At 63.2% G+C, this 26,243-nt stretch carries 20 protein-coding genes and 1 pseudogene; 15 read left to right on the forward strand and 6 right to left on the reverse strand.

The window, feature by feature from the left end; genetic code table 11:
• Window positions 1-40 precede the first annotated feature (40 nt).
• Window positions 41-247: pseudogene (locus K3M67_RS21030) on the forward strand (DUF2493 domain-containing protein); the annotation flags it as partial.
• A 148-nt stretch (window positions 248-395) separates the two neighbouring features.
• Here K3M67_RS21030 and K3M67_RS21035 read toward each other — a convergent pair.
• The 5 genes from K3M67_RS21035 to K3M67_RS21055 all read right to left on the reverse strand — a co-directional run bounded on the left by K3M67_RS21035 (window position 396) and on the right by K3M67_RS21055 (window position 7,313).
• Window positions 396-725, reverse strand: coding sequence for a hypothetical protein (locus K3M67_RS21035; RefSeq protein WP_285833314.1), 330 nt, complete (start codon window positions 723-725; stop codon window positions 396-398).
• A gap of 447 nt (window positions 726-1,172) precedes the next feature.
• Window positions 1,173-2,276 carry a Fic family protein gene (locus K3M67_RS21040; RefSeq protein WP_285833315.1) on the reverse strand — a complete coding sequence of 368 codons (1,104 nt, stop codon included), beginning with the start codon at window positions 2,274-2,276 and terminating at the stop codon, window positions 1,173-1,175.
• A gap of 493 nt (window positions 2,277-2,769) precedes the next feature.
• Complete coding sequence (locus K3M67_RS21045) at window positions 2,770-5,253, reverse strand: ATP-binding cassette domain-containing protein (protein WP_285833316.1); 2,484 nt, start codon at window positions 5,251-5,253, stop codon at window positions 2,770-2,772.
• A complete protein-coding gene (locus tag K3M67_RS21050) occupies window positions 5,250-6,125 on the reverse strand; it encodes a branched-chain amino acid ABC transporter permease (RefSeq protein WP_285833317.1) in 876 nt (291 codons plus the stop codon). Before K3M67_RS21050 ends, K3M67_RS21045 begins: the two co-directional genes overlap by 4 nt.
• A 3-nt stretch (window positions 6,126-6,128) precedes the next feature.
• Window positions 6,129-7,313: an ABC transporter substrate-binding protein gene (locus tag K3M67_RS21055; RefSeq protein ID WP_285833318.1), complete on the reverse strand. Its 1,185-nt coding sequence runs from the start codon at window positions 7,311-7,313 to the stop codon at window positions 6,129-6,131.
• A gap of 226 nt (window positions 7,314-7,539) precedes the next feature.
• Between K3M67_RS21055 and K3M67_RS21060 the strand changes: the two genes are divergently transcribed.
• The 14 genes from K3M67_RS21060 to ltrA all read left to right on the forward strand — a co-directional run bounded on the left by K3M67_RS21060 (window position 7,540) and on the right by ltrA (window position 25,291).
• Entirely contained in the window at window positions 7,540-8,316 is a 777-nt protein-coding gene (locus K3M67_RS21060; RefSeq protein WP_285833319.1) for a GntR family transcriptional regulator, read from the forward strand.
• Complete coding sequence (locus K3M67_RS21065) at window positions 8,313-8,966, forward strand: flavin reductase family protein (RefSeq protein ID WP_285833320.1); 654 nt, start codon at window positions 8,313-8,315, stop codon at window positions 8,964-8,966. Before K3M67_RS21060 ends, K3M67_RS21065 begins: the two co-directional genes overlap by 4 nt.
• A 275-nt stretch (window positions 8,967-9,241) precedes the next feature.
• The gene (locus K3M67_RS21070; RefSeq protein WP_285833321.1) at window positions 9,242-12,523 is read left to right on the forward strand and encodes a TonB-dependent receptor; all 3,282 of its coding nucleotides are present in this window, start codon (window positions 9,242-9,244) and stop codon (window positions 12,521-12,523) included.
• A gap of 23 nt (window positions 12,524-12,546) precedes the next feature.
• A complete protein-coding gene (locus K3M67_RS21075) occupies window positions 12,547-13,938 on the forward strand; it encodes an amidohydrolase (protein ID WP_285833322.1) in 1,392 nt (463 codons plus the stop codon).
• 7 nt (window positions 13,939-13,945) lie between these two features.
• Window positions 13,946-14,107, forward strand: coding sequence for a hypothetical protein (locus tag K3M67_RS21080; RefSeq protein ID WP_285833323.1), 162 nt, complete (start codon window positions 13,946-13,948; stop codon window positions 14,105-14,107).
• Window positions 14,104-15,450, forward strand: coding sequence for an AtzE family amidohydrolase (locus tag K3M67_RS21085; RefSeq protein ID WP_285833324.1), 1,347 nt, complete (start codon window positions 14,104-14,106; stop codon window positions 15,448-15,450). The genes K3M67_RS21080 and K3M67_RS21085 overlap by 4 nt, the downstream gene beginning before the upstream one ends.
• Complete coding sequence (locus K3M67_RS21090) at window positions 15,441-17,018, forward strand: gamma-glutamyltransferase family protein (RefSeq protein WP_285833325.1); 1,578 nt, start codon at window positions 15,441-15,443, stop codon at window positions 17,016-17,018. Before K3M67_RS21085 ends, K3M67_RS21090 begins: the two co-directional genes overlap by 10 nt.
• Window positions 17,012-18,247 (forward strand): allantoate amidohydrolase, encoded by a 1,236-nt coding sequence (locus tag K3M67_RS21095; RefSeq protein WP_285833326.1) that lies wholly within the window; start codon window positions 17,012-17,014, stop codon window positions 18,245-18,247. The genes K3M67_RS21090 and K3M67_RS21095 overlap by 7 nt, the downstream gene beginning before the upstream one ends.
• Before the next feature lie 55 nt (window positions 18,248-18,302).
• Window positions 18,303-19,484, forward strand: coding sequence for a pyridoxal-phosphate-dependent aminotransferase family protein (locus K3M67_RS21100; RefSeq protein WP_285833761.1), 1,182 nt, complete (start codon window positions 18,303-18,305; stop codon window positions 19,482-19,484).
• Entirely contained in the window at window positions 19,481-20,356 is an 876-nt protein-coding gene (puuE, locus tag K3M67_RS21105; protein ID WP_285833327.1) for an allantoinase PuuE, read from the forward strand. Before K3M67_RS21100 ends, puuE begins: the two co-directional genes overlap by 4 nt.
• Entirely contained in the window at window positions 20,353-20,733 is a 381-nt protein-coding gene (gene hpxZ, locus K3M67_RS21110; RefSeq protein WP_285833328.1) for an oxalurate catabolism protein HpxZ, read from the forward strand. Before puuE ends, hpxZ begins: the two co-directional genes overlap by 4 nt.
• Before the next feature lie 34 nt (window positions 20,734-20,767).
• Entirely contained in the window at window positions 20,768-21,763 is a 996-nt protein-coding gene (locus K3M67_RS21115; RefSeq protein WP_353051196.1) for a bile acid:sodium symporter family protein, read from the forward strand.
• Window positions 21,764-22,064: 301 nt separating this feature from the next.
• Window positions 22,065-23,183, forward strand: a complete 1,119-nt coding sequence (locus K3M67_RS21120; protein WP_285833245.1) for an IS110 family RNA-guided transposase — start codon at window positions 22,065-22,067, stop codon at window positions 23,181-23,183.
• A gap of 833 nt (window positions 23,184-24,016) precedes the next feature.
• On the forward strand, window positions 24,017-25,291 hold the full coding sequence (gene ltrA, locus K3M67_RS21125; protein WP_285833330.1) for a group II intron reverse transcriptase/maturase: 1,275 nt from the start codon (window positions 24,017-24,019) through the stop codon (window positions 25,289-25,291).
• A gap of 159 nt (window positions 25,292-25,450) precedes the next feature.
• Here ltrA and K3M67_RS21130 read toward each other — a convergent pair whose 3' ends face one another.
• The gene (locus K3M67_RS21130) at window positions 25,451-26,134 is read right to left on the reverse strand and encodes a hypothetical protein (RefSeq protein ID WP_285833331.1); all 684 of its coding nucleotides are present in this window, start codon (window positions 26,132-26,134) and stop codon (window positions 25,451-25,453) included.
• Between the last annotated feature and the right edge of the window lie 109 nt (window positions 26,135-26,243).

A 26,243-nucleotide genomic window follows, 5' to 3' on the forward strand; every position in this document is an offset into this window, starting at 1 on the left:
TCCCCATACTTCAGCAGTGTAACTGCGTAACGCGTGTCATCTCATCCCATTCAGCCTCGACCGGAAACTCGGAAACAGGGCAGGGTTCGCGCGCAACGAGCAACTGCTCAGGCTCCGCCCGGTAGAGGCGGTCGTGTGCCAGGGGTCCGGGTTGCAGAGCCATTTGGCGCGCGAGGTGCGCAGGCTCGGGGTTCCGGCGCATTTCTTCGCCCTCGGTGATCAGCGTCAAGGTCGCGCGAGCCGATAGAAGCGGCCAAGGAGGGCAAAAAGAGGCGGTGGAGCGCGCGGCTCCGCCGCCTCTTTTTTGTCGAGTGGGGGAATGGTCGTCGCGCTCGGGGACCCGGATGGAGGCCGCAAGCGTCCTCCGTCCGCGCCCGTCGCGCAACGATGCAGGATCAGCCTGACTGATCCTGGCCAGCTGCGCGCGGCTCCGCCGTGCTCGCTGCAGGGACAACCCTTCGGGTTGTTTTGCCGGTCGAGATTTTGCCGGGTTCAAGCCGATCGATCGCGCGCAAGGCTTCCATGGCCCGGTCGCCGCCGATGCGAATTGCGTGCCCCACGATTTCGCGAAAGGCGCGTTCGCTCAGTTGCTCGACGGCCAGGTCTCCGACCATCGAGGCATATCTGCCGCGCAGAGCGCGGCGGGCGCCCAACACCTCTTGCGCGAGCTTTCGTTCCCTTGCCTCAAGATCGGCAAGGCGTTCGCGATCATTCATTTTGGGCATATGTTATCCTTCACAATTGCGAAGGTCTGCCCGCCAAGGTCGATATTGCCACGGTGCATCCCGGATGCAATCGCTGGCGTGGCGATGGACCTCATTTGGGGAGGCAACGCCCCTTTTCCCGATCAGAGAGACTGTTCATTGTCTAAAGATTTGAAGACCCCTTCGGGGTGCCCCGCGCCTTCCGGCACGAGGCAGCGCAGCGCGGGAAAGCGCTGCGAAGAAGGGACGCACGCCGGAGGCGTTTTGTAATGCACTGTAGGCACGGGTGCTGCCCATAAAGCGGCTTAGTTTCAACGGCTTATGGCATTTCTTAGAAAGCCGTTGGGACACATGTTGCGTCCTGGGGAACAATTTGGCAAGCGGAATTTGCTCTTCCTGTTCCGGGGCGGCCGAGCAACTTTGAACGGCTAATTTGGCTAGGCGTGTTTAAAATACGGATGTTAGGCACTACGCGATCGCCAACTGGTAGCGTGTCGATTTGAGCATGCCCGATTGTGTCAGCGCCCCCATTGCGACGAGTTCTTGCAAGTCACGAGTGGCGGTCGCACGCGAGGTGCCGGTGATCGTGATGTAGTTGGCGGCGCTGAGTCCGCCTGTGAAGCCATCGATCCCTTCCCTGAACATGCGGGCAATGACCCGGGCTTGCCGCTCATTCATCTGATTGCGGAAAAGGTCGTAGAATTTGACCTTCGCGAGGAGGAAGTCGATCAGCGCGAGACTGTGTTCCTGAGCGTCCAGTACCGTCTGTGCAAAGTAGGTTAGCCACCCGGTGATCTCGTTTCGCTTGTTGGCTGCCTCCAGTGCGTTGTAGTACGCGGAGCGGCTGCGCTGTATCACCTGCGACAGGGCAATCAGGCTCGGCTGGCCGATAGCTTGGGAGAGAGCCATTTCTGCAAGTGCGCGAGCGATGCGTCCATTGCCGTCCTCGAAGGGATGGACCGAAACGAAGTAGAGATGGGCGATCCCTGCGCGGGTCAGGGCGGGCAAGGGGTTCGATCCCCCTGTGCTTGAACTGGTGAACCAATCAAGGAAGCCTTGCATTTCTTCCGGCACATCTTTTGAGGGGGGCGCCTCGAAGTGAACCGTCGGCTTGTGAACAAACCCGGAGACGACCTGCATCGCATCCTCGTGATCACGATAGCGGCCGACGGCATCGATATCGCGGCGTCCACTGACGACCATTTCGTGCCAAGCGAAGAGAGTTTCGTTCGTTAGCGGATCGGCAAAGTTGCGGTAAAGGGCGATCATCATTTCGGCGATACCACGTTCAGCAGGAGGAATTCTGCGATCGCTGGTTTCGAGACCGAATTGGCGGCGTAACGAACTTTGCACGCTGTCACGATTGAGCAGTTCGCCTTCGATCTCCGAGGTCTTGAGCGCCTCACCGGTCATTATGTCAATGGTGACAGCCGCACGGTCATCCTCAGTCAGGTGCTTGACCGAACCGATAAGGATGCCGGATTGTTGCAGAAATTGGCCTTCAAGCGTCGCCAGGCGTGCGCTTTCCCAGCGAAATTTCGGCCAGTCTGGTTGCTGCCAGTTCCATTTCATGAGGTATAAATTCCAATTTATCACTCACCATATAGAGAATAATGATGCATAAATCCAGTAGTTATGCATCATGCTGGCTAACGTACGCCCAATGTTTGGCAGCTACTCTGCCTTGGATTGGGACCTTCCGGCCCGGCTGCGGAACGTCCGCCCTGGGTAAGCCGACCTTCGAACCGGGGCTGCGCTACGTCGGCTCAACGTCTCGCCCGGGGACTTTCCCGAATTTCGGCTTCGGAGAAACCGACTCAACAAAGCAGCCATTCACCGACCTGTGCGAGCCTCATGCCGGAGGCGCCAAGGCGCCCATATATGCCGTTAGACACGGACTTTACTGCGCCTGGAAGCGGACATTCAGACTACGACTGGGTCTGGGATATTTTCTGAGCACGGTCTATGGCATCCATCCTTCGTCAGTCGACCGACGATGGCATCCGTGTACGGCTGGAGAGCCCGGTGTTGACGACAGCCGCCGTCTTGCGCGCGCGTTTCAAATTTATTGTGTGCTTCCGGACAGATAGTCCGTCTCCAATGCTCCGCCCGCTGCCATGTCCACGGTAAAGCCCTTTTTCGTGATATGCCCCTGATGGAGCAGATAGGCGCGGCTGGAAAGCGAGAGGGCCAGATCCGCCATCTGGTCCACGATCAGCATCGCCATGCCCTCATCGCGAATGGCGGCGAGCTGGTCGAACAGGTCCGACGTCGCTTGCGGCGACAGGCCCAGCGACGGTTCGTCCAGCAACAGGATGCGCGGTTGTGCCATCAGCGCGCGGCCAACCGCCAGCATCTGCTGCTCGCCGCCCGACAGCAGGCCGGCACGCCGGTCCAGCATCGCGGTCAGGCGCGGAAATTGCGCCAATATCGCGTCCAGCCGCTCCGCCATCCCGGCCCGGCACGTATAGGCGCCCAGCCGCAGATTGTCGCGCACCGACAATTCGGGGAAGACCTGCCGCCCTTCGGGCACTAGCACCAGCCCGGCGCGCACCCGCGCAACGACGGACCGGCCGTTGATCTGTTTCCCCTCCAGCCGCAAATGCCCGTCGCCCGCCGGCATCAGGCCGGACAGGATGCGCATCAAAGTCGATTTGCCCGCGCCGTTCGCGCCCAGCAGCGCCACGGATTCGCCCTTGCGCAACTCCACATCGATGCCGTGCAACACATCGCCCGCGCCATAGCCGGCATGGATGGCATAGGCGCCCAGCGCCGGCTCGCCGCCTTTTTCGATCGCGGGCGGGCTTTGCCGCACGGACCGTTCGCCCAGATAGGCTTCGCGCACCAGCGGATCGGCCTGCACCTGCGCGGGTGTGCCCGTGGCGATCAGCGCGCCGGTGCGCAGCACCACGACCCGGTCCGCCACGCCCATCACCAGCCCCATGTCATGCTCGACCAGCGCAACGCCGATGCCCGCCGCGGCAATCGACCGCAGCAAATCGCCCAGCACCCGCTTTTCGCCCTGCGACAATCCGGCGGCCGGTTCGTCCAGCAGCATGACGTCGGGATCGATGGCCAGCGCGCGGGCGATTTCCACCAGCCGGCGGTCGACATGGGCCAGTGCGCTGGCGGGCGTGGAGGGCGCGCCGGCATAGCCGCAGGCGCGCAGCAGGCCATGGGCCTGGCGCTTCATGGTTGCGCTGTCTCTGGCGGCCACGCCTAGCAGGCGGCCGGGCCGCCCCTTGTGCAGGGCCAGCAGGATATTCTCCTCCACGCTCATGCTGTCGAACAAAGCGGAGCTTTGATAGGTGCGGGCGATGCCGGCCCGCGCCGCGATGAAGGATCGGCCGGGCGGCAGGGGCGTGTCGCCAATCATGCGCGTGCCTTCATCGGGCCGGTAAAAGCCGCTCAGCATGTTGATGACGGTCGATTTACCGGCCCCGTTGGGACCGATCAGCGCCGTCACGATGCCGGCCGGAATATCGATGTCCAGCGCGTCGATCGCCCGCACGCCGCCAAAATGGATGGCCAGCGACCGGCCATGCAGGCCGACGCGCGCCCTTCGGCTCAATCGGTCGGCCAGAGGCGTGGGGTCCATGTCGGGCGCGGCCTCTGTCTGCCCGATGCGCAGCAGGCCGGCCATGCCGCCCGGCGCGATCCACAGCACCACCAGGACGAGCGCCGCATAAGCGAGTACGCGATAGGCTTCCAGCGAAGACAGGAGTTCAGGCAACAGGCCGATGACGATCGCGCCCAGCACCGGGCCGGATCGCGCGCCCGCGCCGCCGATCACAACGACCAGCACCAGCACGATGGAGAAGCTGAGGCCAAAGGACTGCGGCGTCACGAAACTGTTGAGCGGCGCGGACAGCCCGCCTGCCAGCGCGCAGCAGGCGGCCGACGCCATGAAGGCGACGATGCGGATATATAGTGGATCGATGCCGATCGACGCGGCGGCATGGTCGCTGTCGCGCACCGCGCGCATGGCTGCGCCCCAGCCGTTGCGCGACAGCCGGTGATAGGCGGCCATGACCAGCCCGGCCGTCAATATCGCGACGATCGCCATCGCCCGGTCGCTCAGCGCGATCCCGCCGATCGAGATCGGCGCGATTTGCAAAATGCCGCTCTGCCCGCCGGTCAGGCTTTCGGCCTCGACCAATGTCTGTTCGACGATCAGGCCGAAGGCGATCGTCACCATGGCCAGATAGGGGCCCTTCACGCGCAGGGCGGGCAAAGCGAGCAACGCGCCGATCCCCGTCGCCACGACGACGCTGATCGGCCAGGCGATCCAGAAGGGCAGCCATCCGCGCGAAGTACAGATCGCGACCGTATATGCGCCGATCGCGTAGAAGGCGGCATGGCCAAAGCTGAATTCGCCCGACAGGCCGATCAGGATATTGAGGCCGATGCCGGCGATGACCAGCAGGGCGATCTGCCCGATGACGAACGCATAATAGCCGTTGAGCAGCAAGGCCCCGGCAATGCCGCCGGTCAGGCACAGCGCCCAGAACAGCGCTTGGGCCGGGCGGGAGGCGGGAAAAGCGATCATACCTTGCGTACCTGAGCGCGGCCGAGCAGCCCATCCGGGCGCAGGGCGAGGGTGATGATGACCAGCAGGAAGGTCACGATCTGGGTATATCCCGACCCGAGGCCGAGCGTGACGAGCGCTTCCACCAGGCCGAACAATATGGCGGCGGCGACAATGCCCCAGGCATTGCCCAGGCCGCCCAATATGGCGACGGCAAAGGCTTTAAGGCCCAGCACCACGCCCATGCTGGTTTCGACATGGGCCAGCGGCGCGATGAGCATGCCCGCCACGCCGGCAAGGGCGGAGGACAAGGCGAAGGCGGCGGCGATGACGCGCGGCACCGCTATGCCCATGATGCGCGCGGCGTCCCGGTTCTGCGCCACCGCCAGCATGGCGATGCCGTGCAGGGTGCGGCGACGGAACAGGTCGATCCCGCCGGCCAGCAGCAGCATCGCGATCGGGATCAGCAGGTGCAGCGGATAGACGCCCAGATCGATCTGGCCCAGCCGCACCGACGATTGTGCGAGCGAGGAGGGGAGCGATCGCGGCTCCGCGCCAAAGACCAGCATCATGCCATTGTCGCACACCAGCCCCAGCGCCACCGTCGCCATCAGCCAGGCGTCGGATCGCCGCGCCAGAAAGGGACGGATGGCGATCCGCTCGACCAGCAAGCCATAAAGACCGCACAGGGCGATGGCGGCGATTGCGGCGACCGACACAGGCCATCCGGCTTGCGCCAGCATCCATAATAGGACTGCGCCCAGCATTGCGCTGGACCCTTGCGCGAAATTGACCGTGCCGCAGACTGACGAGGTGATGTGAAAGCCCAGCGCGATCAGCCCATAGAGGGAGCCGAGCGCAAGGCCGGTGAGGAGGGCGGGAACCATGTCCATGGCTCAGGCCGCGCCCGCCGGCAAAGGAACGATCCGGCCCTTGTCGAACTCCGCCCAGATATAATCCTCTTCGCCCAGCGCATCCTGCCCAGCGGCGAAGGGCGCGCGATAGCTTTTGATCAGCCCGTCATAGCGGTCGATCCGGGCAAAGCCGCGCCGCACGGCGTCGCCATCGGTCGACCCTGCGGTGCGGATGGCGATCGCGGCCAGATGCATCGCGTCATAGGCGTTGGCCACGCCGACCGCCGGAGTGACGTCCTGCGGCCCCTTGATATCGGGATATTTGGCCTTCAGCGCGGCCAGCACATGCGTCTTGACCGGATTGTTCGGTCCCAGAAAGCTGTATGTCTGCACGAATTTCACCCTTTTCGCATGCGGCCCGGCCAGTTCGCCGAAGCGTCCGCCTGCCGGTCCCCAATGGGACACGATCGGCACGTCCCATCCCATCTGGTCGAGCGATTTTACCACCTGCGCCGACGGGCCGACCGTCGCCACCATCAGCAGGCAATCGGCGCCGTCTGCGCGCAGACGGCCCAGTTGCGGTGTCACATCGACGTCGGCATGTTCGAACCGCTCTGATCCGGCGGCCGGCAGATGTGCGGCGGCAAGCGCGGCCTTCAGCCCCTTTTCATTGGACTGGCCCCAGGGATTGTTCAGCATGATCAGGCCCGGCCGGCGCGTATGATATTGGGTCTGGGCAAAGGCGACCATCGCCTTGTCCACCTGTTCATCGACGGCGGACACGCGAAACACGAAATTGGGATCGGTGCCATTATGGGTGATGACGGTGCCCGCCGCCCATGGCACGACGAAGGGTGTTCTGGCGGCGGTCGCGATCGGCACGATGGCGCGGGCAACCGGCGTATCAAGGCCGCCGAACAGGATCGCCACGCCTTCCTTGTACAGCAGTTCGCGTGCGGCGATCACGCCCTTGCCAGGGTTGCTCTCATCATCGCGCCGGATCATCTCCAGCTTGCGACCCAGCAGGCCGCCGCCGGCATTGATGTCGTCGATCGCGATGGAGAGGCCGCGCGAGATCGCCTCGCCCGATTTGGCCGACTGCGCGGACAAAGCGGTGATCAGCCCGATGCGGATCATGCCATCCTGTCTGGTGCAGCCTGTCAGGCCGGCAAGGATGCTGCCGGTGATACCTGTCAGGATGGTGCGACGCGAAGAGAGAATCGCCATGGTCCACTTTCGTCCTACGGTGATGGCAATGGGCTATCATTAAAACGAAACAATTCAATACAAAAATCGTTGACGATTTATATTAAAGATCGTCCATCATTTCTCTTGCAAATTGACGTGTATATGGTGCAATGGGGTGTCGCATATCCACCACGGCCTTGAGAGTGGAGTGCAGAGGGGTAAGGGTGGCGCCATGCCGCCAGTCTTTGAAAGGCAATGATGGATCATGAGTCAGAGCATCGATATGTCCAGCGAAACTACTTCTGCTGCCCCGAAGCGTCGCGTCCGCAAGGCTGAATCCGCGCCGGATCTGGGGTCCGGCGTGGCGGCGCATGGCGTCGATATCGAACAGCATATCTATCAGACGGTCTTCGACAGCGTTTTGAATCAGCGGCTGACGCCCGGCACGAAGTTGCCTGAGCCAGCATTATGCGAACTGTTCAACGTATCGCGCGCCGTGATCCGCAAGGTGTTGCAGCGGCTGGAGCATGAACGGATCGTGGAACTGCGCCCCAACAAGGGCGCGGTGATCGCGGCCCCGACGCCAGAGGAAACCCGTCAGATTTTCGAGGCGCGCCGCGCGCTCGAAGTCTCAATCGTGGAACTGGCGACGCGCCGTCACAAGCCGGAAGATCTGGAGGAATTGCGCCGCCTTCTCGATCATGAACATGGCGTCACGCACAATCCCTATCAGCCGGCCTGGGCCGCCTGCGCCCGCGAATTTCACCTGAAAATCGCGACGGTCGCGGGCAACCCGATCCTCATCAACTATCTGACCGAACTCATGACGCGCTGTTCGCTGATCGTCGCGCTCTATCAGCCGATCGGCAATGCTGCGTGCGAACATGCCGAACATCGGCGTATCGTGGACTATATGGCCAAGGGCGACGTCGCATCGGCGCGCGCGGAAATGGGCAAGCATCTGCGCAGCCTGGAGGATAATATCTGCCTGGATCGTAAGGCGTCGGCCCAGACCCTCGCCCAGATGCTGAACATCGGATGACCCGGCCGGACGGCGCCTTGCCGCAGACCCATGTCGATTTCGACGCGATCGGCGCCTATCAGCGCTACAAGCTGATGGCGAGCCTGATCGTGCCGCGTCCGATCGCGCTGGTTACGACGGTCAATGCCGATGGCGTCGTTAACGCCGCGCCGTTCAGCATGTTCGCCATGCTGGGAGAAGATCCGCCGCTGGTGATGATCAGCATCAATCGGCTGGAGGACGGCGCGCTCAAGGATACGGCCGCCAACATCCTGCAATCGGGCGAGTTTGTCGTTCATATGGCGGATGAGGCGATTGCCGGGCAGATGCATGATTGCGGCCAGTCGCTGCCGCCCGAACAGAGCGAACTGGATCTGGTCGGCTTCGATGCCCTTCCCTCCGTCAGCGTGCGGCCACCGCGCATCGTGCAGGCGCCGATCGCCTTTGAATGCCAACTCTGGGAAAAGATCGAAACCGAAAGCCGTTACATCTTTCTGGGCAAAATCCTGCATCTCCACGCTCGCGAAGGCTTGATCGACACCCAGCTCTGGCGCGTCAATCTCCAGGATTATTTCCCGGTCGGCCGCTTCGGCGCCAGCTTCTACACCCGCACGCGCGATCGTTTCGCGTTACAGGGGGAGACGCGGGAAACCGCCATAGACCGCATCTGAAATCGCGATAAATCGTCAACGATATTGGTAAAAGGCTTTGCCCGAACAGGGCAGGGCCTTTTTGCATATTCGGACTGCGCAGTGCCGGAAGGTGAAAATCCGCAGAAAATCATCGTTTTCGAAAATATCTTAGATCGTTGACGATTTAATCTTGGATCATAGACGAAATTCCCCTTATGACATGATTCGCAACGGGCGATCGGGTCGCTTGCACCGGCAGGGCAAAGGCCCGCCGCATGACCGATCGATAATTCGAAACGTGGGGGTTTACGGATATGCGGATCACGAAATTTGCCGTCGGTCTTTCTCTGGGCGCGGTCAGCGTCGCACTGGCCAGCGTGCCCTCGGCGCTCCATGCGCAGATCATCACCGGGGCCATCAACGGCCGCCTGACCGATCCTGACGGCGCGCCGGTCGCCAATGTGCCGGTCACGATCGTCCACATCCCGTCGGGCACCACCACGACGGCCACGACCAGCAGCGAAGGCGTCTATGCCGCCCGCAACCTGCGCCCCGGCGGTCCCTATCGCGTCACCGCCAATTCGCCCACCCTGGGCAGTAAGTCGGTGGATATTCCCGCGATCAACACCGGTGATCCGTTTCAGGTGAATTTTGCGCTGGGCGAAGCCGAAGCGATCGTCGTCACCGCCTCCTCGGTCGGCGGCGGCGAACTCAAGACCGGTCCCAGCTCCAACTTCTCCGCGCAAAAGATTGAAGCCGCGCCGTCCATCAGCCGCGATCTGAAAGATCTGGCGCGCATGAACCCGTTCGTCGCGGTCGACCCGACCAATAATGACGCGCTGGTGTGCGGCGGGGCGAACAACCGCACCAATTCGCTCACCATCGACGGCGTGCGCCAGAATGATGATTTCGGCTTGCAGGCAAATGGCTACCCGACCCAGCGTTCCCCCATCTCGATCGACGTCGTGGAAACGCTGGGCGTCGAACTGGCCCCCTATGACGTCAACTATGGCGCCTTTGGCGGCTGCACGCTCAACGCCACGACCAAGTCGGGCGGCAACCAGTTCCACGGTCAGGCTTTCTACGAATATACCGGCGACCGCCTTCAGGGGAATGATTTCGCCTATACCGATTTCCAGGACGGATCGCGCCAGAGCCGCCGCCTGACCGGCAAATTCTCCGAAAAGACCTTCGGCGCCACCCTGACCGGCCCGATCATTCGCGATCGCCTGTTCTTCACCCTGAACTATGAAAAGTTCAGTCGCACCGAACCCTCGCTGGTCGGTCCCACCGGCTCCAGCTTCGCCAATCAGGTGCCCGGCGTCAGCGTCGAACAGGCCAATGCCGTCCGCCAGATATTGCAGGACGTCTATGGTTATGACCCGCTGGGTTATGAAGCGACCCGACTGCCCTCACGCGACGAGAAAATCTTCGCCAAGCTCGATTGGAACATCGCGCCCGGCCACCGCGCGACCGTCTCCTATCAGCGGACCAAAGGCTCCTCCATCTCGGCGAACGGCAATACGCTTACCGGCTCCAGCACCTCATTGGGCCTGCTGTCGCAATGGGTGGAGCGCCAGAATAATCTGGATGTGTACAAGGCGCAGGTCTTTTCCGACTGGACCGATAATTTCAGCACGGAAATCAGCGCCTCCTACAAGAAGATGGACAATCCCGGCTATCCGCTGGCCGGCAATGATTTCGCGCAGTTCCGCGTCTATCTGAACGGCACCACCACCGGGCCGAGCATCTTTGCCGGCACCAACGCCTCCTATCAGGCGAACGAACTGACCACCTATCTCCAGCAATATCGCGCCAAGGCGACCTATACCGCCGGATCGCACCGCATCACCGCAGGCTATGAGCGCGAAACGCTCAAGCTCTGGGATCTGTTCGTGCAGAACGCCAATGGCTCTTACGTCTTCAATTCGCTCGATGACCTGCGCAACCGCAACGCCTCCTCGGTCAGCTATGCCAACGCCGCCAGCAACGACAAATCGGAAGGCGGCTTCACCGCCCATACCACCACCAACACGCTCTACTTACAGGACGAATGGGCGCTGCTGCCGGAACTGACGCTGAAGGCCGGCCTGCGCTATGATTTCTTCGAACAGTCGGATCATCCGGCTGAAAATCCGGTGGTCATGGCCCGCTACGGTCTGTCGAATACGGAAAATCTAGATGGCAAGCATTTGCTCCAGCCGCGCTTCGGCTTCAACTGGAAGCCGGACCCGACCCTGACCGTCTATGGGGGCGTTGGCCTGTTCGGCGGTGGATCACCCACCGTCTGGACGGCCAACACCTTCTACAATACCGGCATGATGCTGGGCAATGTCACCTGCACGCGCAATGCGTCGGCTAGCGCCGCCTGCCTTGCCGGCCTCAGCAATGTCGATGGCCTCAACGTCAATCCTGCGCTTCAGGAACAGAACACCCAAAGCGCCGGGCGCGGGCAGGGCCTGATCAACGTACTCGACAAGGATTTCAAACCGCAGTCGACCTGGAAGATGTCGGTTGGCGCGCAGAAGGAGTTCGATCTTGGCGCGCTGGGCAACAACTGGCGGGTGGCGGGCGAATTCATCCACAGCGAAGTGCAGAATGCGGTCGCCTGGTATGAACTCTATGCCGGCGCCAATCAGGGACCGGCCGCGCCCGATGGCCGCCCCACCTATCTGCGCACGCGCGACAACCGCAACGACATCCTCGTCACCAACACAAAGCAGGGCTATGCCAACCAGATCGGTCTGGCCGTCGCTAAGCGCTGGGTGGAAGGGCCGCTGACCGGGCTGGAGACGTCGCTGTCCCACACCTATATCCGGTCGAAGGACATTAATCCGGGAATCACCACGGTCGCCGCCTCCAACTATAGCGGCGTCGCGACCTCCGATCCCAATGATCCGTCGCTGGCGACGTCCAACTATGAATTTCGCAATCTCACCAAATTGTCGCTCAGCTACGAACATGCCTTCTTCGGCGATTACCGCACGCGCCTGACCGTCTTTGGCCAGCGCCGTTCGGGTCAACCGTTCAGCTACACCTTCGATGTCGGGGCCAACGCCAATCAGGCGGCGGACATGCTGGTGGGCGAAAATGGCTCGCTCGCCACCCGCAACCGCCAACTGCTCTATGTGCCAAAGGCCGATGGCGGGGTCGTCACCGCGACCAGCGACTCCATCGTCCGCTATGGCGCTGGCTTTGATCTCGCCGCGTTCAACGCCTTCCTCAAGAAGACGGGTCTCATCAACTATGCCGGTGGCATTGCGCCGCGCAACGCCTTCACCGCGCCGCCGGTGACGACCATCGACCTGCGCATCAGCCAGGAAATTCCCGGCTTCTTCCCCGATGGGGCAAAGGCGGAAATCTATCTGGACATCGAAAATTTCGGTAATTTGCTGAACCGCAAATGGGGCGTGATCCAGCAGATCCCGTCGCCCTATGTCTCGGCCAATGTCGTTGCGCGCAATTGCCAGTTCTCCGGGGTTTGCCCCACGGTTGGCGACTATTATCAATATGACAGCTTCGTGGGTCGCGCCGCGACCAGCTTCAACACGCAATCGGTCTGGCAGATGAAGATCGGCGCGCGGTTCAAATTCTGACGGACTAGAGGGAAGGGAAGGATATGATCGACAGCAATAGCCCCGCGGGTCGCAAGCCGATGGACAGGCCGGCCCTGTCCCGACGCGGGGTGCTAGCTGCGGCGCTGGCGGCCGGCGCCGCCAGCGCCGCAGCCCCTGCCTTCGCCGTAAAGGGCAAGGCTCCGGCCGTCAAAGGCGACAGTTTTCTGCTGCGCAACGTCCTGCTGGAAAGCGGCTATGCCCGCGACGCGGAAGGCATTTCCGCCACGCTGACGACGAAGGCGTCGATCCTGATCCGCGATGGCAAGATGGCGGCCGTGCTGCCCGCCAATGCGCCGGCGCCCGCTGGCGTCGTGGCGCGCGATGGCGGCGGCATGTTGCTGCTGCCCTCCTTCCGCGACATGCACATCCATCTCGACAAAAATTATTATGGCGGCCCCTGGGTCGCGCCGCGCAAGCGCAAGAATGGCATTCGCGGCCTGATCGAGCAGGAAAAGATCCTCAACCCGCAATTGCTGCCGACGCTGGACGATCGCGCGGGCAAGATCATCGACCTGATGCAGCGCAACGGCACCACCTTCGCGCGGGTCCAGTGCAATGTCGATCCTTCCATCGGCACGCAATATGTGGAGATCATGCGGGCGTTGCTGGATCGGCGCGCCGACGGCTTTGGCAGCGAATTGGTCGCCTTCCCGCAGCAGGGCTTCATCAGTGCCGATCTGATCCCCACGATGCGCGCGGCGCTGGCGGCGGGGGCCACCCATGTCGGCGGCATCGATCCCACCGCGATCGATGGCGGCATGGAACGTTCCGTCGACGCGCTGATGCAAATCGCGCTGGATATGAACAAGGGCGTCGACATTCACCTGCACGAACCGGGCGAAACCGGCATCGCCGCGATCCACCGCATCGCCGATCAGGTGGAACAGACGCCTGCGCTCAAAGGGCGGGTGACGATCAGCCACGCCTTCTCACTCATGTCGCTCAATGAAAAGGACATGGCCGCTCTCGCCACGCGCCTGGCCTCGCTCGACATGGCGGTCATCTCGACCCTGCCGTTCGGCGGCAGGATCATGCCGGTCCCCGCGCTGCTCGATCATGGCGTGCGCGTCTATACCGGCACGGATACGGTGCAGGGCTTCTGGGGCGTGTTCGGCAGTTGCGACATATTGGAAAAGGCCAAGCTCGCCTGCCAGCTTTATGGCTGGAGCGACGAGCAGGGCATCGCCCAGTCGCTCAGGATCGCGACCGGCGGTGTCACCCCGCTGAACGTGGCGGGCGATCAGATATGGCCAAAGGTTGGCGACGCGGCCGACATGGTGCTGGTCCCGGCCAGTTGTTCGGCCGAAGCGGTCGCACGGCAAAGCCCGCGCAAGGCGGTGTTCCATGCCGGCAATCTGGTTGCCGGCGCGCTGGACGGCGTGACGGCCGCCTGACCTCACGATGATCGAAGATGCTACTCCTGTTGATGCCGAACTGACCGCGCTGTTGCGTCGGCTCGGCATCAACGTCGACCCCGCCGAACTGCCGATGCTGGCGGACAATGTCGCTCTGCTCTCCCACCATTGGGCGATCGTGCGCGGCGATGATGAGGCGCAAACATGACCGGCGAAGCGTGGGCGATCGCGCAGGCAGTACGTGAAGGCCGCGTCAGCGCGGTGGCGACGGCGCAGGCGGCGATCGATCGCATCCGCGCCGCCGACGGCCGGATCAACGCCGTCACGCGCCTGCTGGAAAAGCGCGCACTGGCCGAAGCAGCGCTGGTGGATCAGAAGGTTGCGGCCGGCATCGATCCCGGCCCGCTGGCGGGCGTGCCCTATGGCGTCAAGGATCTGTTCGATATCGCCGGCCTGCCGACGACGGCAGGGGCAGGGATGCGCCGCGATGCGCCGCCTGCATCGGTCGATGCGCAGGCGATCGTCCGGCTGAACGCGGCCGGCGCGGTGCTGGTGGCGACGCTCAATATGGACGAGTTCGCTTATGGGTTCGCCACGGTCAACGCGACCTGGGGCACGACCCGCAATCCGCATGATCCCGATCGGCTGGCCGGCGGATCGTCGGGCGGTTCGGCGGCGGCGGTGGCGGCGGGCATGCTGCCCTTCACCCTGGGGTCGGACACGAACGGGTCGATCCGTATCCCCGCCAGCCTGTGCGGCGTCTGGGGTTTGAAGCCTACCCATGGCGCGTTGCCGATGGAGGGCGTCTTCCCCTTCGTCGACAGCTTCGACGATATCGGTCCCTTCACGCGAAGCGCGCGCGATCTGGCGCTCATCACCGGCATATTGGCGGCAAAGCCGCTGCAAATGGACGCATCGCAGGATCTGCGCGTCGCCCGTCTGGGCGGCTGGTTCGCGAATAATCTGGAACCGGCGATGGCCGGTGCTTTCAACGATTTCTGCGACAGGTTGGGGGCGCTGCCCACCATCGAATTGCCGCAGGTGGAGCGCGCCCGGTCCGCCGCCTTCCTCATGACTGCGGCCGAAGGCGGAAGGCGACACTTGCCCATGCTGCGCCGTCACCCCGCCGCCTTCGACCCGGCCACCCGTGACCGCCTGATCGCTGGTGCGGCCATGCCAGCCGCCGCCTATCTCGATGCGCAGCATTTTCGTATTTATTATAAGATGCAATTGGATCGCATCTTCGAAACTGTCCACATCGCTGTCTCACCCGTCACGGTCGGCATCGCGCCCCCTATCGATAACCCCGTCATTCGGATCGATGGACGACCCGTTCCGGCCCGGGCCAATCTGGGCGTCTTCACCCAACCCCTCAACTTTGCCGGCCTCCCGGTCGTGGCTGCGCCCCTCGCTCTTGCCGATGGCTTGCCGCTCGGCGTGCAGTTGATCGGTCCCCCGGGCAGCGACGCGCAACTCTTCGCCTTCGCCGCCGACCTCGAACAGCGCGGCCTGCTGCGCGCCCGCATCTGTGAGAATCCGGCATGCCGCTGACGACGATATCCGGTCACAATGGCCTTGTGACGGCGCCACATCGTCTTGCGAGTGCGGCGGGTTTGTCGGTGCTGCGGGATGGTGGGAGCGCGGTTGAGGCGTGTGTGGCTGTGGCTGCGGCGCTGGCGGTTGTGTATCCGCATATGACCGGGATCGGGGGGGACGGTTTCTGGGTGGTGCGCGAGCCGGATGGGCAGGTGCATGCGATCCATGGGTGCGGGGGCGCTGCGGGGGCGGCGGATCTGTCGCTCTATGCGGGACTGGCGGCGGTGCCAACCCGCGGTCCGCTGGCGGCGAACACGGTGGCGGGGACGATCTCAGGTTGGGCGGCAGCGCTGGAGGGCGGAACGCTGCCGCTCTCACGCCTGCTGCGCGATGCGATCGCCCATGCGCGGGCCGGCGTGGCAGTCACGGCTGGCGGCGCCGGCATTGCAGCGGCCAAAGGCGACGAACTGCGGGTGCAGCCGGGCGCCTATGCCACAATCTTCGAACCGGAAGGCCGGCCATTGGCGGAGGGCGATGTTCTGCGCCAGCCCCAACTGGCCGACACGCTGGAGCGGCTGGCCAGTGAGGGGCTGGAGAGTTTCTACACCGGCGCACTGGCCGCCGACATCGCGGCCGATCTCGCTTCGCTGGGCAGCCCGGTGTCGGCCGCCGATCTGGCCGGGCATCGGGCGACCCGGCCCGATCCGCTGCATGGCGCGATCGGCGGCGCGACCCTCTATAACAGCGCCCCGCCCACGCAGGGCTTCGCCTCGCTGCTGATCCTGGCCCTGTTCGAACGGCTGGCCGCCGATTGCACCGACGGCTTCGACCATGTCCATGGGCTGGTGGAGGCGACCAAACAGGCCTTCCTGATCCGCGACGCCCATGTCGGCGATCCGGCGTTCCACGACTATGACTGGCAGGGGCTGCTGGACGATCCCGCCGCCCTGGATGAACTGGCGGGGAAGATCGATCCCGCCCGCGCGCTGCCCTGGCCGCAGCCCTCGCAATATGGCGATACTTGCTGGTTCGCGGCGGCCGATGGCGAAGGCCGGGTCGTGTCCTGCATCCAGTCCACCTATCATGAGTTCGGATCGGGGCTGGTGCTGCCCCATACCGGCATCATCTGGCAAAATCGCGGCAGCAGCTTCCGTCTGGCGGAAAGCGGCTGGAATGCGCTGAGGCCCGGACGCAAGCCCTTCCACACGCTCAACCCCGCGCTTGCCGTCTTCGACGATGGCCGTGTCATGGCCTATGGCACGATGGGGGGCGAGGGGCAGCCCCAGACGCAGGCCGCGCTCTTCACCCGCTACGCCCGCTATGGCGTGGATGTGCAGGAGGCCATCAGCCGGCCCCGCTGGCTGCTGGGGCGGACCTGGGGCGAACAGTCGACCACGCTCAAGCTGGAGGACGGGTTTGACGATGCGCTCTACGCCGATCTCATGGCCGCGGGCCATGATGTGGAGCGGGTCGGCCCGCTGACCGCGATGATGGGCCATGCCGGCGCGATCATACGCCACCCCGACGGACGGATGGAGGGCGCGACCGATCCGCGCAGCGATGGCGGGGTGGCGGCATGGTGACGGGCGGAGCCAGAGCCGTCGCCCGCTGCGATGCGCTGGGCGTTGCGCCCTATAGCGACATGGAGGGCGGCCTCTATCGCGCCTATCTGACGCCCGCCTATGCCGCTGCGCAGGACAGTCTCGCCACATGGATGGAAGAGGCCGGCATGACCGTGCGGCGCGACGCCGCCGCCAACCTCATTGGCCGCTATGAAGGAAGCGACGCTGGCGCCCCCGCGCTGCTGATCGGCAGCCATCTCGACAGCGTGCGCGATGCGGGTCGCTATGACGGGCCGCTGGGCATCATGCTGGGGGTAGAGGCGGTCGCCGCGCTGCACCGAGCCGGGCGACGCATGCCCTTCGGAATCGAGGTCATCGCCTTTGGCGACGAGGAAGGATCGCGCTTCCCCGCCGCGATGCTGACCAGCCGGGCGGTGGCCGGCACGCTCTCCCTGGACGCGCTGGACCTGCGCGATGGCGATGGCGTGGCGCTGCACGATGCCGGCGTCGACATCGATGCCTATCTCTCCGCCGTTCGCGCACCGGGCACGACGCTCGCCTATCTGGAGGCGCATATCGAACAAGGCCCGGTGCTGGAGGCGCAGGACCTTGCCATCGGCACCGTCACCGGCATCGCGGCGCAACTGCGCTTTGCTGCGATCGTCACTGGACAGGCCAACCATGCCGGCACCACCACCATGGGCCTGCGCCGCGATGCGATGGCGGGCGCGGCGCAGATGATGCTGGAGATCGAGCGCATCGCTTGCGACGACGCCTACGATCTGGTCGCCACCGTGGGCCGGGTCGAGGCGCTGCCGGGCGCGGCCAATGTCATCCCGGGCGAAGTGCGCTTCACCATCGACGTGCGGTCGGGCGACGAGGCCCGGCGCAACCGCGCGGCACAGGCGATCCGCGCCGCGCTGGACGATATTGCCGCCGCGCGCGGCCTTGGCCTGTCGCTGGCGCAGGTGCACGACCTGCCGGCCAGCCCCTGCGATCCTGCGCTGATGGCCCTGATGGACGCAGCCATCGCCGACGCCGGCCAGTCGCCCTTCCGCCTTGTGTCGGGCGCGGGCCATGATGCGATGGTGATGGCGGCGCTGTGCCCCACCGCCATGATCTTCATCCGCTGCAAGGACGGGATCAGCCATAATCCGGCCGAGCATGTCGATCCCGCCGATGTGGATATCGCGCTCCAAGCCATAACGGGCTTTATCGAGAAACTGGGAGAGACTTTTGCCGCCGCTTGACGCCACTTTCGATCCGACGCTCTTTGGCGAGATCGATCCGCCCCAGCGGCTGCTGATGGGACCGGGTCCCGTCAACGCCCATCCCCGGGTGCTGCGCGCCATGTCCGCCGATCTGCTGGGCCAGTTCGATCCCGAGATGACCGGCTATATGAACCAGGTCATGGCGCTCTATCGGCCGATCTTCGGTACCGACAATCGCTGGACCATGCTGGTGGACGGGACCGCGCGGGCCGGCATCGAAGCGGCGCTGGTCAGTCTGGTTGCGCCCGGCGACACGGTGCTGGTGGTGAACTTTGGCCGGTTCGGCCTGCTGCTGGGCGAGATATTGGGCCGCATCGGCGCACTGATCGAGACGGTGGACGCGCCCTGGGGCGAGGTCGTGCCGCTGGACGCCATCGCCGCCGCCATCGAACGCACCAGCCCTAAGGTCGTCGCCACCCTCCATGGCGATACCTCCACCACCATGGCCCAGCCGCTCGATGGGCTGGGCGATCTGTGCCATGCGGCGGGCGCTCTGCTCTATGTCGATGCGACCGCGACGATCGGCGGCATGGAACTGGCCAGCGACCGCTGGGGCGCGGACATCGTCACCGGCGGCCTGCAAAAATGCCTGGGCGGTCCCTCCGGCTCTGCCCCCATCACCATCTCCGATCGCGCGGCCGACCTTATCTTCACCCGCCGCCATACCGAAGCGGGCATCCGTGCCGCCGGCATGGTCGATGGCAGCGGCCCGCGCATCGGCTCCAACTATTTCGACCTCGCCATGATCATGGATTATTGGAGCGAGAAGCGGCTCAACCATCATACCGAGGCGACGTCCATGCTCTATGCCGCGCGCGAATGCGCCCGGATCATGCTGGGCGAAGGGCTGGAGGCGCGCTATGCCCGCCACGCCGCCGCCAGCCAGGCGATGAGCGCCGGGCTGCGCGCCATGGGCCTCACCCTCTTTGGCGAGGACGCCCATCGCATGACCAATGTGACCGGCGTCTACATCCCCGATGGCGTGGATGGCGAGCGGGTGCGCACCGCCATGCGCGAGACGTTCGAGATCGAGATCGGCACTGCCTTTGGCCCACTGGCCGGGCGCATCTGGCGGATCGGGGCGATGGGATACAACGCCATGCAGCACAAGATATTGATCACGTTGGGCGCGCTGGAAGCCTGTCTGCGGATGGAAGGCTATCGCCTGCCCGCCGGCGCAGCGGTGACGGCGGCGATGGAAGCATGGAACGCATGAGCCAGCCCCGCGACCTCATCGGCTATGGCGCCACGTCGCCCGATCCGCGCTGGCCCGGCAGCGCTAGGATCGCGGTGCAGTTTGTCGTCAACTATGAGGAAGGAGCGGAGAATAGCGTCCTCAATGGCGACAAGGGGTCCGAAGCCTTCCTGTCCGAAATGGTCGGCGCAGCTAGCCATCCCGATCGGGCGATGGCGATGGAGAGCCTCTATGAATATGGCAGCCGCGCCGGCTTCTGGCGGCTGCACCGGCTCTTCACCGATCGCGGCCTGCCGGTCACGGTGTTCGGCGTCGCCAACGCCATCGCGATGAACCCGCAGGCGGTCGAGGCGATGCTGGCCGCCGATTGGGAGATTGCCAGCCACGGCCTGAAATGGATCGACTATCAAAGCGTGCCCGAAGACGTCGAGCGGGTGCATATTGCGCAGGCGATCGCGCTGCACGAAAAGCTGACCGGCAGCCGGCCGCTGGGCTGGTATCAGGGCCGCACATCGCCCAACACGGCGCGCCTGATCCGCGAGGAAGGCGGCTTTATCTATGACGCTGACAGCTATGCCGACGATCTGCCTTATTATCATCATGGCCAACTGATCGTCCCCTATACGCTCGACGCCAATGACATGAAGATCGTGGCCTATAACGGCTTTACCGAGGGCGAGCAGTTCTTCCGCTATCTGCGCGACACGTTCGACCAGTTGCGTGAAGAGGGCGGGCGCATGATGTCGGTCGGCCTGCATGGCCGCATCGCCGGCCGTCCCGGCCGCGCCCGCGCGCTCGCCCGTTTCCTCGATCATGTCATCGACAGCGGCGACGCCTGGGTTGCCCGCCGCATCGACATCGCCCGCCACTGGATGGAGGTTCACCCGCAATGACAATCGACGATCCCGGCCTGCTTGCCGAAATGACCGCCGCCTTCATGGAATATGAGCGCGCGCTGATGGAGGATGATATCCCGGCGATGGACCTGCTGTTCCATGACGCGCCGACCACCAACCGCTATGGCGTTGGTGAAGTCCTATACGGCATCGAGGAAATCCGCGAATTCCGCAAAGGGCGCGGCGGCTCCCCCCAGCGCAAATTGGGGAAGGTCGCGATCACCGTCTATGGCGACAGCTTCGCGACCGCCGACGCCGAATTCTTCCGCGAGAATAGCGACCGTCGCGGCCGCCAAACGCAAAGCTGGGTCAAATTCCCCGATGGATGGAAGGTCGTCTCCGCCCATGTCTCCCTCGAAGGAAATACGCATTGAGCGGGATTTTTTCTAAAACCGGCTCGTGCCGATGATGAAGCTGCTAAGGGCGCTTGATCCTTATATCACCACGTTACTGGCGACGGTCGCTCTGGCCGCGCTGCTGCCGGCGCAGGGCGTAGCAGCCGTCGCCATCGATGGTGCGGGGGAGGCGGCCATATTCCTGCTTTTCTTTCTGCACGGCTCGAAATTGTCGCGTGATGCCATCTGGGCGGGGATTGGCCATTGGCGCTTGCATCTGCTGGTGCTGGGATCGACCTATGTCCTGTTTCCGCTGATGGGGCTGGGTGTTGCCGCTGTGCCACGGGTGGCGAGCGAGATCGCAATGGGGCTGTTGTTCCTGACGTTGCTGCCCTCTACCGTGCAATCGTCCATCGCCTTTACCGCCATGGCGCGCGGCAATGTCGCCGCCGCAGTGTGCAGCGCTTCGATTTCCAACCTGCTGGGCATTTTTCTGACACCTTTGCTGGTGGGATTGCTGATCGGGCAGGTCGGCGCGGATTCCTCGCATGCGGCAATTCAGAAAATCGCGCTGCAATTATTGCTGCCATTTGTGGCGGGACATCTGGCCCGGCCGGTGATTGGCGGTTTCGTGACGCGGCACAAGGCGGTACTGGGCTATGTCGATCGCGGATCGATTCTGCTGATCGTGTATGCCGCCTTTAGCGCGGCCGTTGTCGAAGGGCTTTGGGGGAAGGTGACGTTGCCCACAATTGCAGCCATGATGGCGCTGTGCGCGATCATGCTGGCCATCGCCCTGTCTGCGACCTGGCATCTGGGGCGCTATGCGGGGCTGGAACGGCAAGATCTGGTGGTGCTGCTTTTTTGTGGGTCCAAGAAGAGCCTCGCATCCGGCGTGCCGATGGCTGGGCTTCTTTTTCCGCCGGCGATGCTGGGACCGATCCTGCTGCCCCTGATGATCTTTCACCAGATACAGCTGATCGCATGCTCCTTCATCGCGCAAAGGCTGAATCGGGATGAGAGCAGCGCGACGCCTGTCTCCATGGCACTGACCCAAAGCGGAAGGTGAACTGAGACCGTCAGGGGGTGGGCGACGCGTGCCAGCGTCAGCTATCGCAACATACCAGCGACGAACCGGACGGTCGCCTACCGGCCAGCCCAAGGCATCCAGAATGAGGAAGCTGCCGGTCCGCACCTGAGAGCGTAAAAATGGGTGCTGAATGACCGATAAGGGTGTGCGCCGTGCAAAGGCGGCACTTTCTAGGCCGTATGTTCGTGCGGTGAAGTTGGCCCGCCCTCGGAGTAAGCAGGAAACGGGGGTTACGCCGGACGGACCGGCGCCTATCCCCAAGCTTAAGCGAGGGCGAACCATGGACGAGTATAGCGAACTTTTCATCGGACTCGATACATCGAAAGCGAAGATCTCGGTTGCAGTCGCGGAAAAGGAACGGAACGGCGAAGTCCGCTTTTTCGGCGACATCTCCGCCGAGCCGACGTCGGTCGCATCGATGGTGGGCAAGTTGGCGAAGCGTGGGGCGAAGCTTCACTTCTGCTATGAGGCTGGCCCGACGGGGTACGATCTGTATCTCCAGATCATCGCGCTGGGGCATGAGTGCCAGGTCGTGGCGCCCTCTCTAATTCCCAAACGCCCCGGTGATCGGGTGAAGACCAATAGGCGCGATGCCGTCAGCCTGGCACGGCTTCATCGCGCCGGCGAGTTGACTGCCGTCTGGGTTCCGGACGAAGCACATGAGGCTGTACGCGACCTTGTCCGCGCTCGTGAGTGCGCCCATGACGCGCTGAAGAAGGCTCGCCAGCAGTTGCAGTCCTTCCTCTTGCGCCATGGCCGGATTTTCCCGGGACGCACATCGTGGACACGGGCGCATTTTCGTTGGCTGGCAGCGCAGAGCTTCACCCATCCCGCCCATCACATCGTGCTCGTCGAATATATCCAGGCTATCGAGGATGCGGGTGTCCGAGAAGATAGGCTGACCAAGCAGGTCGCTGAGATAGCCGCGTCCTGGTCCATGGCACCTGTGGTTGAAGCCTACCAGGCGATGCGCGGTATCGCGTTCATCAACGCCGTCACCTTTGTCGTGGAAATCGGCGATATACGACGCTTCGAAACAGCGCCGCAGTTGATGGCGTATCTCGGGCTTGTACCATCCGAGAGTTCAACGGGCGAGCGGGTGAAGCGCGGGGGCATCACCAAGGCCGGCAACAAGCGGGCTCGCCGCGTGCTGATCGAAGGCGCATGGACCTACCGCTTTCCCGCCCGGGTGAGCCAGACGATCCAGGCACGGTTGGAAGGGCTACCACGCTCCGTTCGCGAGATCGCATGGAAAGGGCAAATCAGGCTCTGCGCACGTTATCGAAAGCTGATCCAGGCCGGGAAGCTTAAGACCGTCGCGGTCACAGCAATCGCGCGGGAGATGGCCGCCTTCCTCTGGGCAATCGGGCAAGAGGTGGCTCCCACCGCTGAGGCATGAAGGCTCATCATCGGTAAACGGTCACGAGAAAGGAGCAAGAACCAGCGTCATCATCTGCTTGATGTGCAAAGTTGGGAGCAGGGCCCCGGTGGGGAATCCTCGTACCCACTATGTGGCGGACTAAAAGTCTATGCCCGATTCTAGACAGAGGCAGCCCCAGACGAACATACGGATATGCGGTAGCCAACCCGCGCATAAGAGTATGCCAACCGTCGTCGAAAGCCCTGCTCCCTACTCTGCACATGAGCTTCACAAATTGGATTTCGTCATCTCGGGCGGAAAGGACATCATCATGCCGAAGGCTCTTGAAAACGAACATAAGAGTGGGTGAAAGGCCCACCCGGCGACGCTCCAGCCGGAAGCAACCGGGGCAGGCATGGAGGTGACGATATGTCTGAAGCCCCCGGATGACGGTCACGTAGGTGACCGTGCGAGCGTACAGGCCGTAACGTGAGTGAACGCTGAGCAATCCTCGAAAAGGACGATGTGCAGGCCGACCCGTTAACCCTTACGGGGAAGGTTGATATGGACGGGCGAGTTTGAGCGACGTTTGAGCCCGTCTGCTGCACCGGGGTAGTGGCGACAGCATGTACGCAAGGAAAGTGCACGCAACACGGGAAGCCCCATGGCGTGCCGAGGGATCGGCAACCGGACGCCCGCGAGGGATGGGACGGGCGCGATGGGGTGGCGGAGAGGCCCGTAGTACCGAGGAAGTCGGGTAATGCCGGTGGAGGGAAGGAGCCTCAGTTCAAGATGAACGCAACAAGTGGTGAGGGGCAGGAGATTGGGAAACCTATCAACTCGGCAAAAGCGTCCAGAAACTGCAGAAGGCGTTGCACGCGAAAGCGAAGGCAGAAGCTGGCTATCGTTTCTACGCGCTGTACGACAAGATCAGCCGCGATGACATTCTGGCCCATGCCTATGCCCAGTGTCGCTCCAACAAGGGCGCGCCGGGCGTGGATGGACAGGATTTTGCGGACATCGAGGAATATGGCGCCGAGCGGTGGCTGGCGGAACTGGCGCTTGCGCTCAGGGAGGAGACGTACCGGCCGGAACCGATCAGACGTGTCTACATACCAAAAGCCAACGGCAAACTCAGGCCGCTGGGCATTTCCACCGTGCGGGACCGGGTCTGCATGACAGCAGCGATGCTGGTGCTTGAGCCGATCTTTGAAGCCGACCTTCCACCGGAGATCTATGCCTATCGTGCTGGGCGCAACGCCCAGCAGGCCGTGGTTGAGGTGGAAGAGCAGCTGTTCCGTGGCCGACCGGATGTCGTGGACGCCGACCTTGCCGACTATTTCGGCAGCATCCCCCACCTTGAACTGATGAAATCAGTGTCGCGTCGGATCGTCGATCCGCGTGTGCTGCATCTAATCAAGTCCTGGCTGGAATGCGCTGTCGAGGAAACGGACGACAAGGGCCGGAAGAAGCGAACGACGCAGGCGCGGGACCGGCGGCGCAGCATTCCGCAAGGTTCACCCATCTCACCGCTGCTGGCGAATATCTACATGCGCCGGTTCGTGCTGGGATGGCGGAAGCTTGGCCTTGGGAAACGCCTCGGCTCGCGGCTCATCACCTATGCTGACGACCTCGTGATCCTGTGTGAGAAGGGCAAGGCGGAAGCCGCGCTCGATCATATGCGGCAACTCATGGAGAAGCTGAAGCTGACGGTGAATGAGGACAAGACGCGCATTTGCAAGGTGCCGGAAGAGACGTTCGACTTTCTGGGATACACGTTCGGTCGGATGTACTCCGCGAAAACCGGCAAAGCCTACATGGGCTACCGGCCATCAAAGAAAAGCATACAGCGCGTGGTCGCAACGATCCACGAGCTTACGGACCGAGCGCGTACATGGCAGGATACCACATATCTGGTGGCCAAGATGAACCGGGTGCTGCGCGGATGGGCCAACTACTTCTCGGTTGGCACTACGAGCAGAGCATATCGGGCTGTCGACAGCTACGCAGTGGTGCGGTTGCGTCGGTGGCTGCGCGCCAAATACAAGACCAGACGACGGCGAGAGGGAGCCTATCACGACCCTGAGCTATACGAGCGCTTCGGCCTCGTGCGTCTGGCTAACGTGGCTGCGGCCCGTCGTGGGTGAAGGCGTGATGTCTTGTCCGAGAGCCGGATGCGGGAGATCTGCACGTCCGGTTCGATGAGCAGGGAGTGGAAACGGACCGTCTGGCAAGCCCCACAGGCGCGCCGCACGACACCGCGCCACTTCCTGACTCTACCGCTCCCGGCGCCGCAGTTCACCCAATTAATGTTTCGTGACTGACGACAACTGCGAGCCGTCATCGAACGTCAACGTTAGGGGCCAGAGTGCTGTCTTCGTGAAAAAACGCTCAGTCCGGCTTGGCCGGGTCTCATGCAATAGGCCGAGCCAGCTAAGGGGCCGAAGGACATGCGCATAGACAAGTGATTTTATATGATAGTCCTTATCATCGCTGCCCGTCAGCCTGGCGCAGAATTGCTTGTCAGTCACACCTGAATGGGCTTCCACGTTCACGGCGTTGAGGACCGAAACCCATTCGATTTCCAGCATGTCATCGTGACCGATGGAAAGGAGCAGATGCTGGGCCAGCGTAATCCATAGGCTCCCCGGATGCTCCAATAGATCCTTGCCTATCTTGGTTATGTGTACGAAGCCTTTTCGGTGGCGGGCGAGCTTGGCGGCCAGCAGCAAATCATGCAGAATGGCTAGTGGCGGGAAGTCATGTTCGTTTAGGACCGTATTGATCGCATAAAGTTCTTCGGCGGTGTAGCCCGGCCAATTGAAGGCTGCGGCGGCCCAGGTGACGAAGTAGCGCTTTATCGCCCTGTTGGGCGTGAGGCCGATCGGACCGATTTCGGCGAGATGACGCAATGTGAGCAGGGCCGCTCGATGGAGGGGTGATAGCGCCAATTGCGGGGCGTCAGCGGTTGGGGCGTGAAACTCGATCATCGTGACACGGTTCTGCCGCGCCGGGGACCTCGAGACAAGAACCGTATAATTAACTCCCGTGGCGCGACTGCACTGTGCCATGTCTCGGAGGGTGACGCAGAAAACCGGA

Source organism: Sphingobium sp. V4, from assembly GCF_029590555.1.
Lineage (GTDB): Bacteria > Pseudomonadota > Alphaproteobacteria > Sphingomonadales > Sphingomonadaceae > Sphingobium.

Excerpts from the sequence above, each read along its gene's own strand:
- K3M67_RS21035 (WP_285833314.1), bottom strand. The coding sequence starts at position 725 with ATGCCCAAAATGAATGATCGCGAACGCCTTGCCGATCTTGAGGCAAGG.
- K3M67_RS21070 (WP_285833321.1), top strand. The coding sequence starts at position 9,242 with ATGCGGATCACGAAATTTGCCGTCGGTCTTTCTCTGGGCGCGGTCAGC.
- K3M67_RS21080 (WP_285833323.1), top strand. The coding sequence starts at position 13,946 with ATGATCGAAGATGCTACTCCTGTTGATGCCGAACTGACCGCGCTGTTG.
- K3M67_RS21075 (WP_285833322.1), top strand. The coding sequence starts at position 12,547 with ATGATCGACAGCAATAGCCCCGCGGGTCGCAAGCCGATGGACAGGCCG.
- K3M67_RS21045 (WP_285833316.1), bottom strand. The coding sequence starts at position 5,253 with ATGATCGCTTTTCCCGCCTCCCGCCCGGCCCAAGCGCTGTTCTGGGCG.
- K3M67_RS21120 (WP_285833245.1), top strand. The coding sequence starts at position 22,065 with ATGGACGAGTATAGCGAACTTTTCATCGGACTCGATACATCGAAAGCG.
- K3M67_RS21100 (WP_285833761.1), top strand. The coding sequence starts at position 18,303 with ATGGGACCGGGTCCCGTCAACGCCCATCCCCGGGTGCTGCGCGCCATG.
- puuE (WP_285833327.1), top strand. The coding sequence starts at position 19,481 with ATGAGCCAGCCCCGCGACCTCATCGGCTATGGCGCCACGTCGCCCGAT.
- K3M67_RS21130 (WP_285833331.1), bottom strand. The coding sequence starts at position 26,134 with ATGATCGAGTTTCACGCCCCAACCGCTGACGCCCCGCAATTGGCGCTA.
- K3M67_RS21090 (WP_285833325.1), top strand. The coding sequence starts at position 15,441 with ATGCCGCTGACGACGATATCCGGTCACAATGGCCTTGTGACGGCGCCA.
- K3M67_RS21040 (WP_285833315.1), bottom strand. The coding sequence starts at position 2,276 with ATGAAATGGAACTGGCAGCAACCAGACTGGCCGAAATTTCGCTGGGAA.
- K3M67_RS21095 (WP_285833326.1), top strand. The coding sequence starts at position 17,012 with ATGGTGACGGGCGGAGCCAGAGCCGTCGCCCGCTGCGATGCGCTGGGC.
- K3M67_RS21050 (WP_285833317.1), bottom strand. The coding sequence starts at position 6,125 with ATGGACATGGTTCCCGCCCTCCTCACCGGCCTTGCGCTCGGCTCCCTC.
- K3M67_RS21065 (WP_285833320.1), top strand. The coding sequence starts at position 8,313 with ATGACCCGGCCGGACGGCGCCTTGCCGCAGACCCATGTCGATTTCGAC.
- hpxZ (WP_285833328.1), top strand. The coding sequence starts at position 20,353 with ATGACAATCGACGATCCCGGCCTGCTTGCCGAAATGACCGCCGCCTTC.
- K3M67_RS21085 (WP_285833324.1), top strand. The coding sequence starts at position 14,104 with ATGACCGGCGAAGCGTGGGCGATCGCGCAGGCAGTACGTGAAGGCCGC.
- K3M67_RS21115 (WP_353051196.1), top strand. The coding sequence starts at position 20,768 with ATGAAGCTGCTAAGGGCGCTTGATCCTTATATCACCACGTTACTGGCG.
- K3M67_RS21060 (WP_285833319.1), top strand. The coding sequence starts at position 7,540 with ATGAGTCAGAGCATCGATATGTCCAGCGAAACTACTTCTGCTGCCCCG.
- K3M67_RS21055 (WP_285833318.1), bottom strand. The coding sequence starts at position 7,313 with ATGGCGATTCTCTCTTCGCGTCGCACCATCCTGACAGGTATCACCGGC.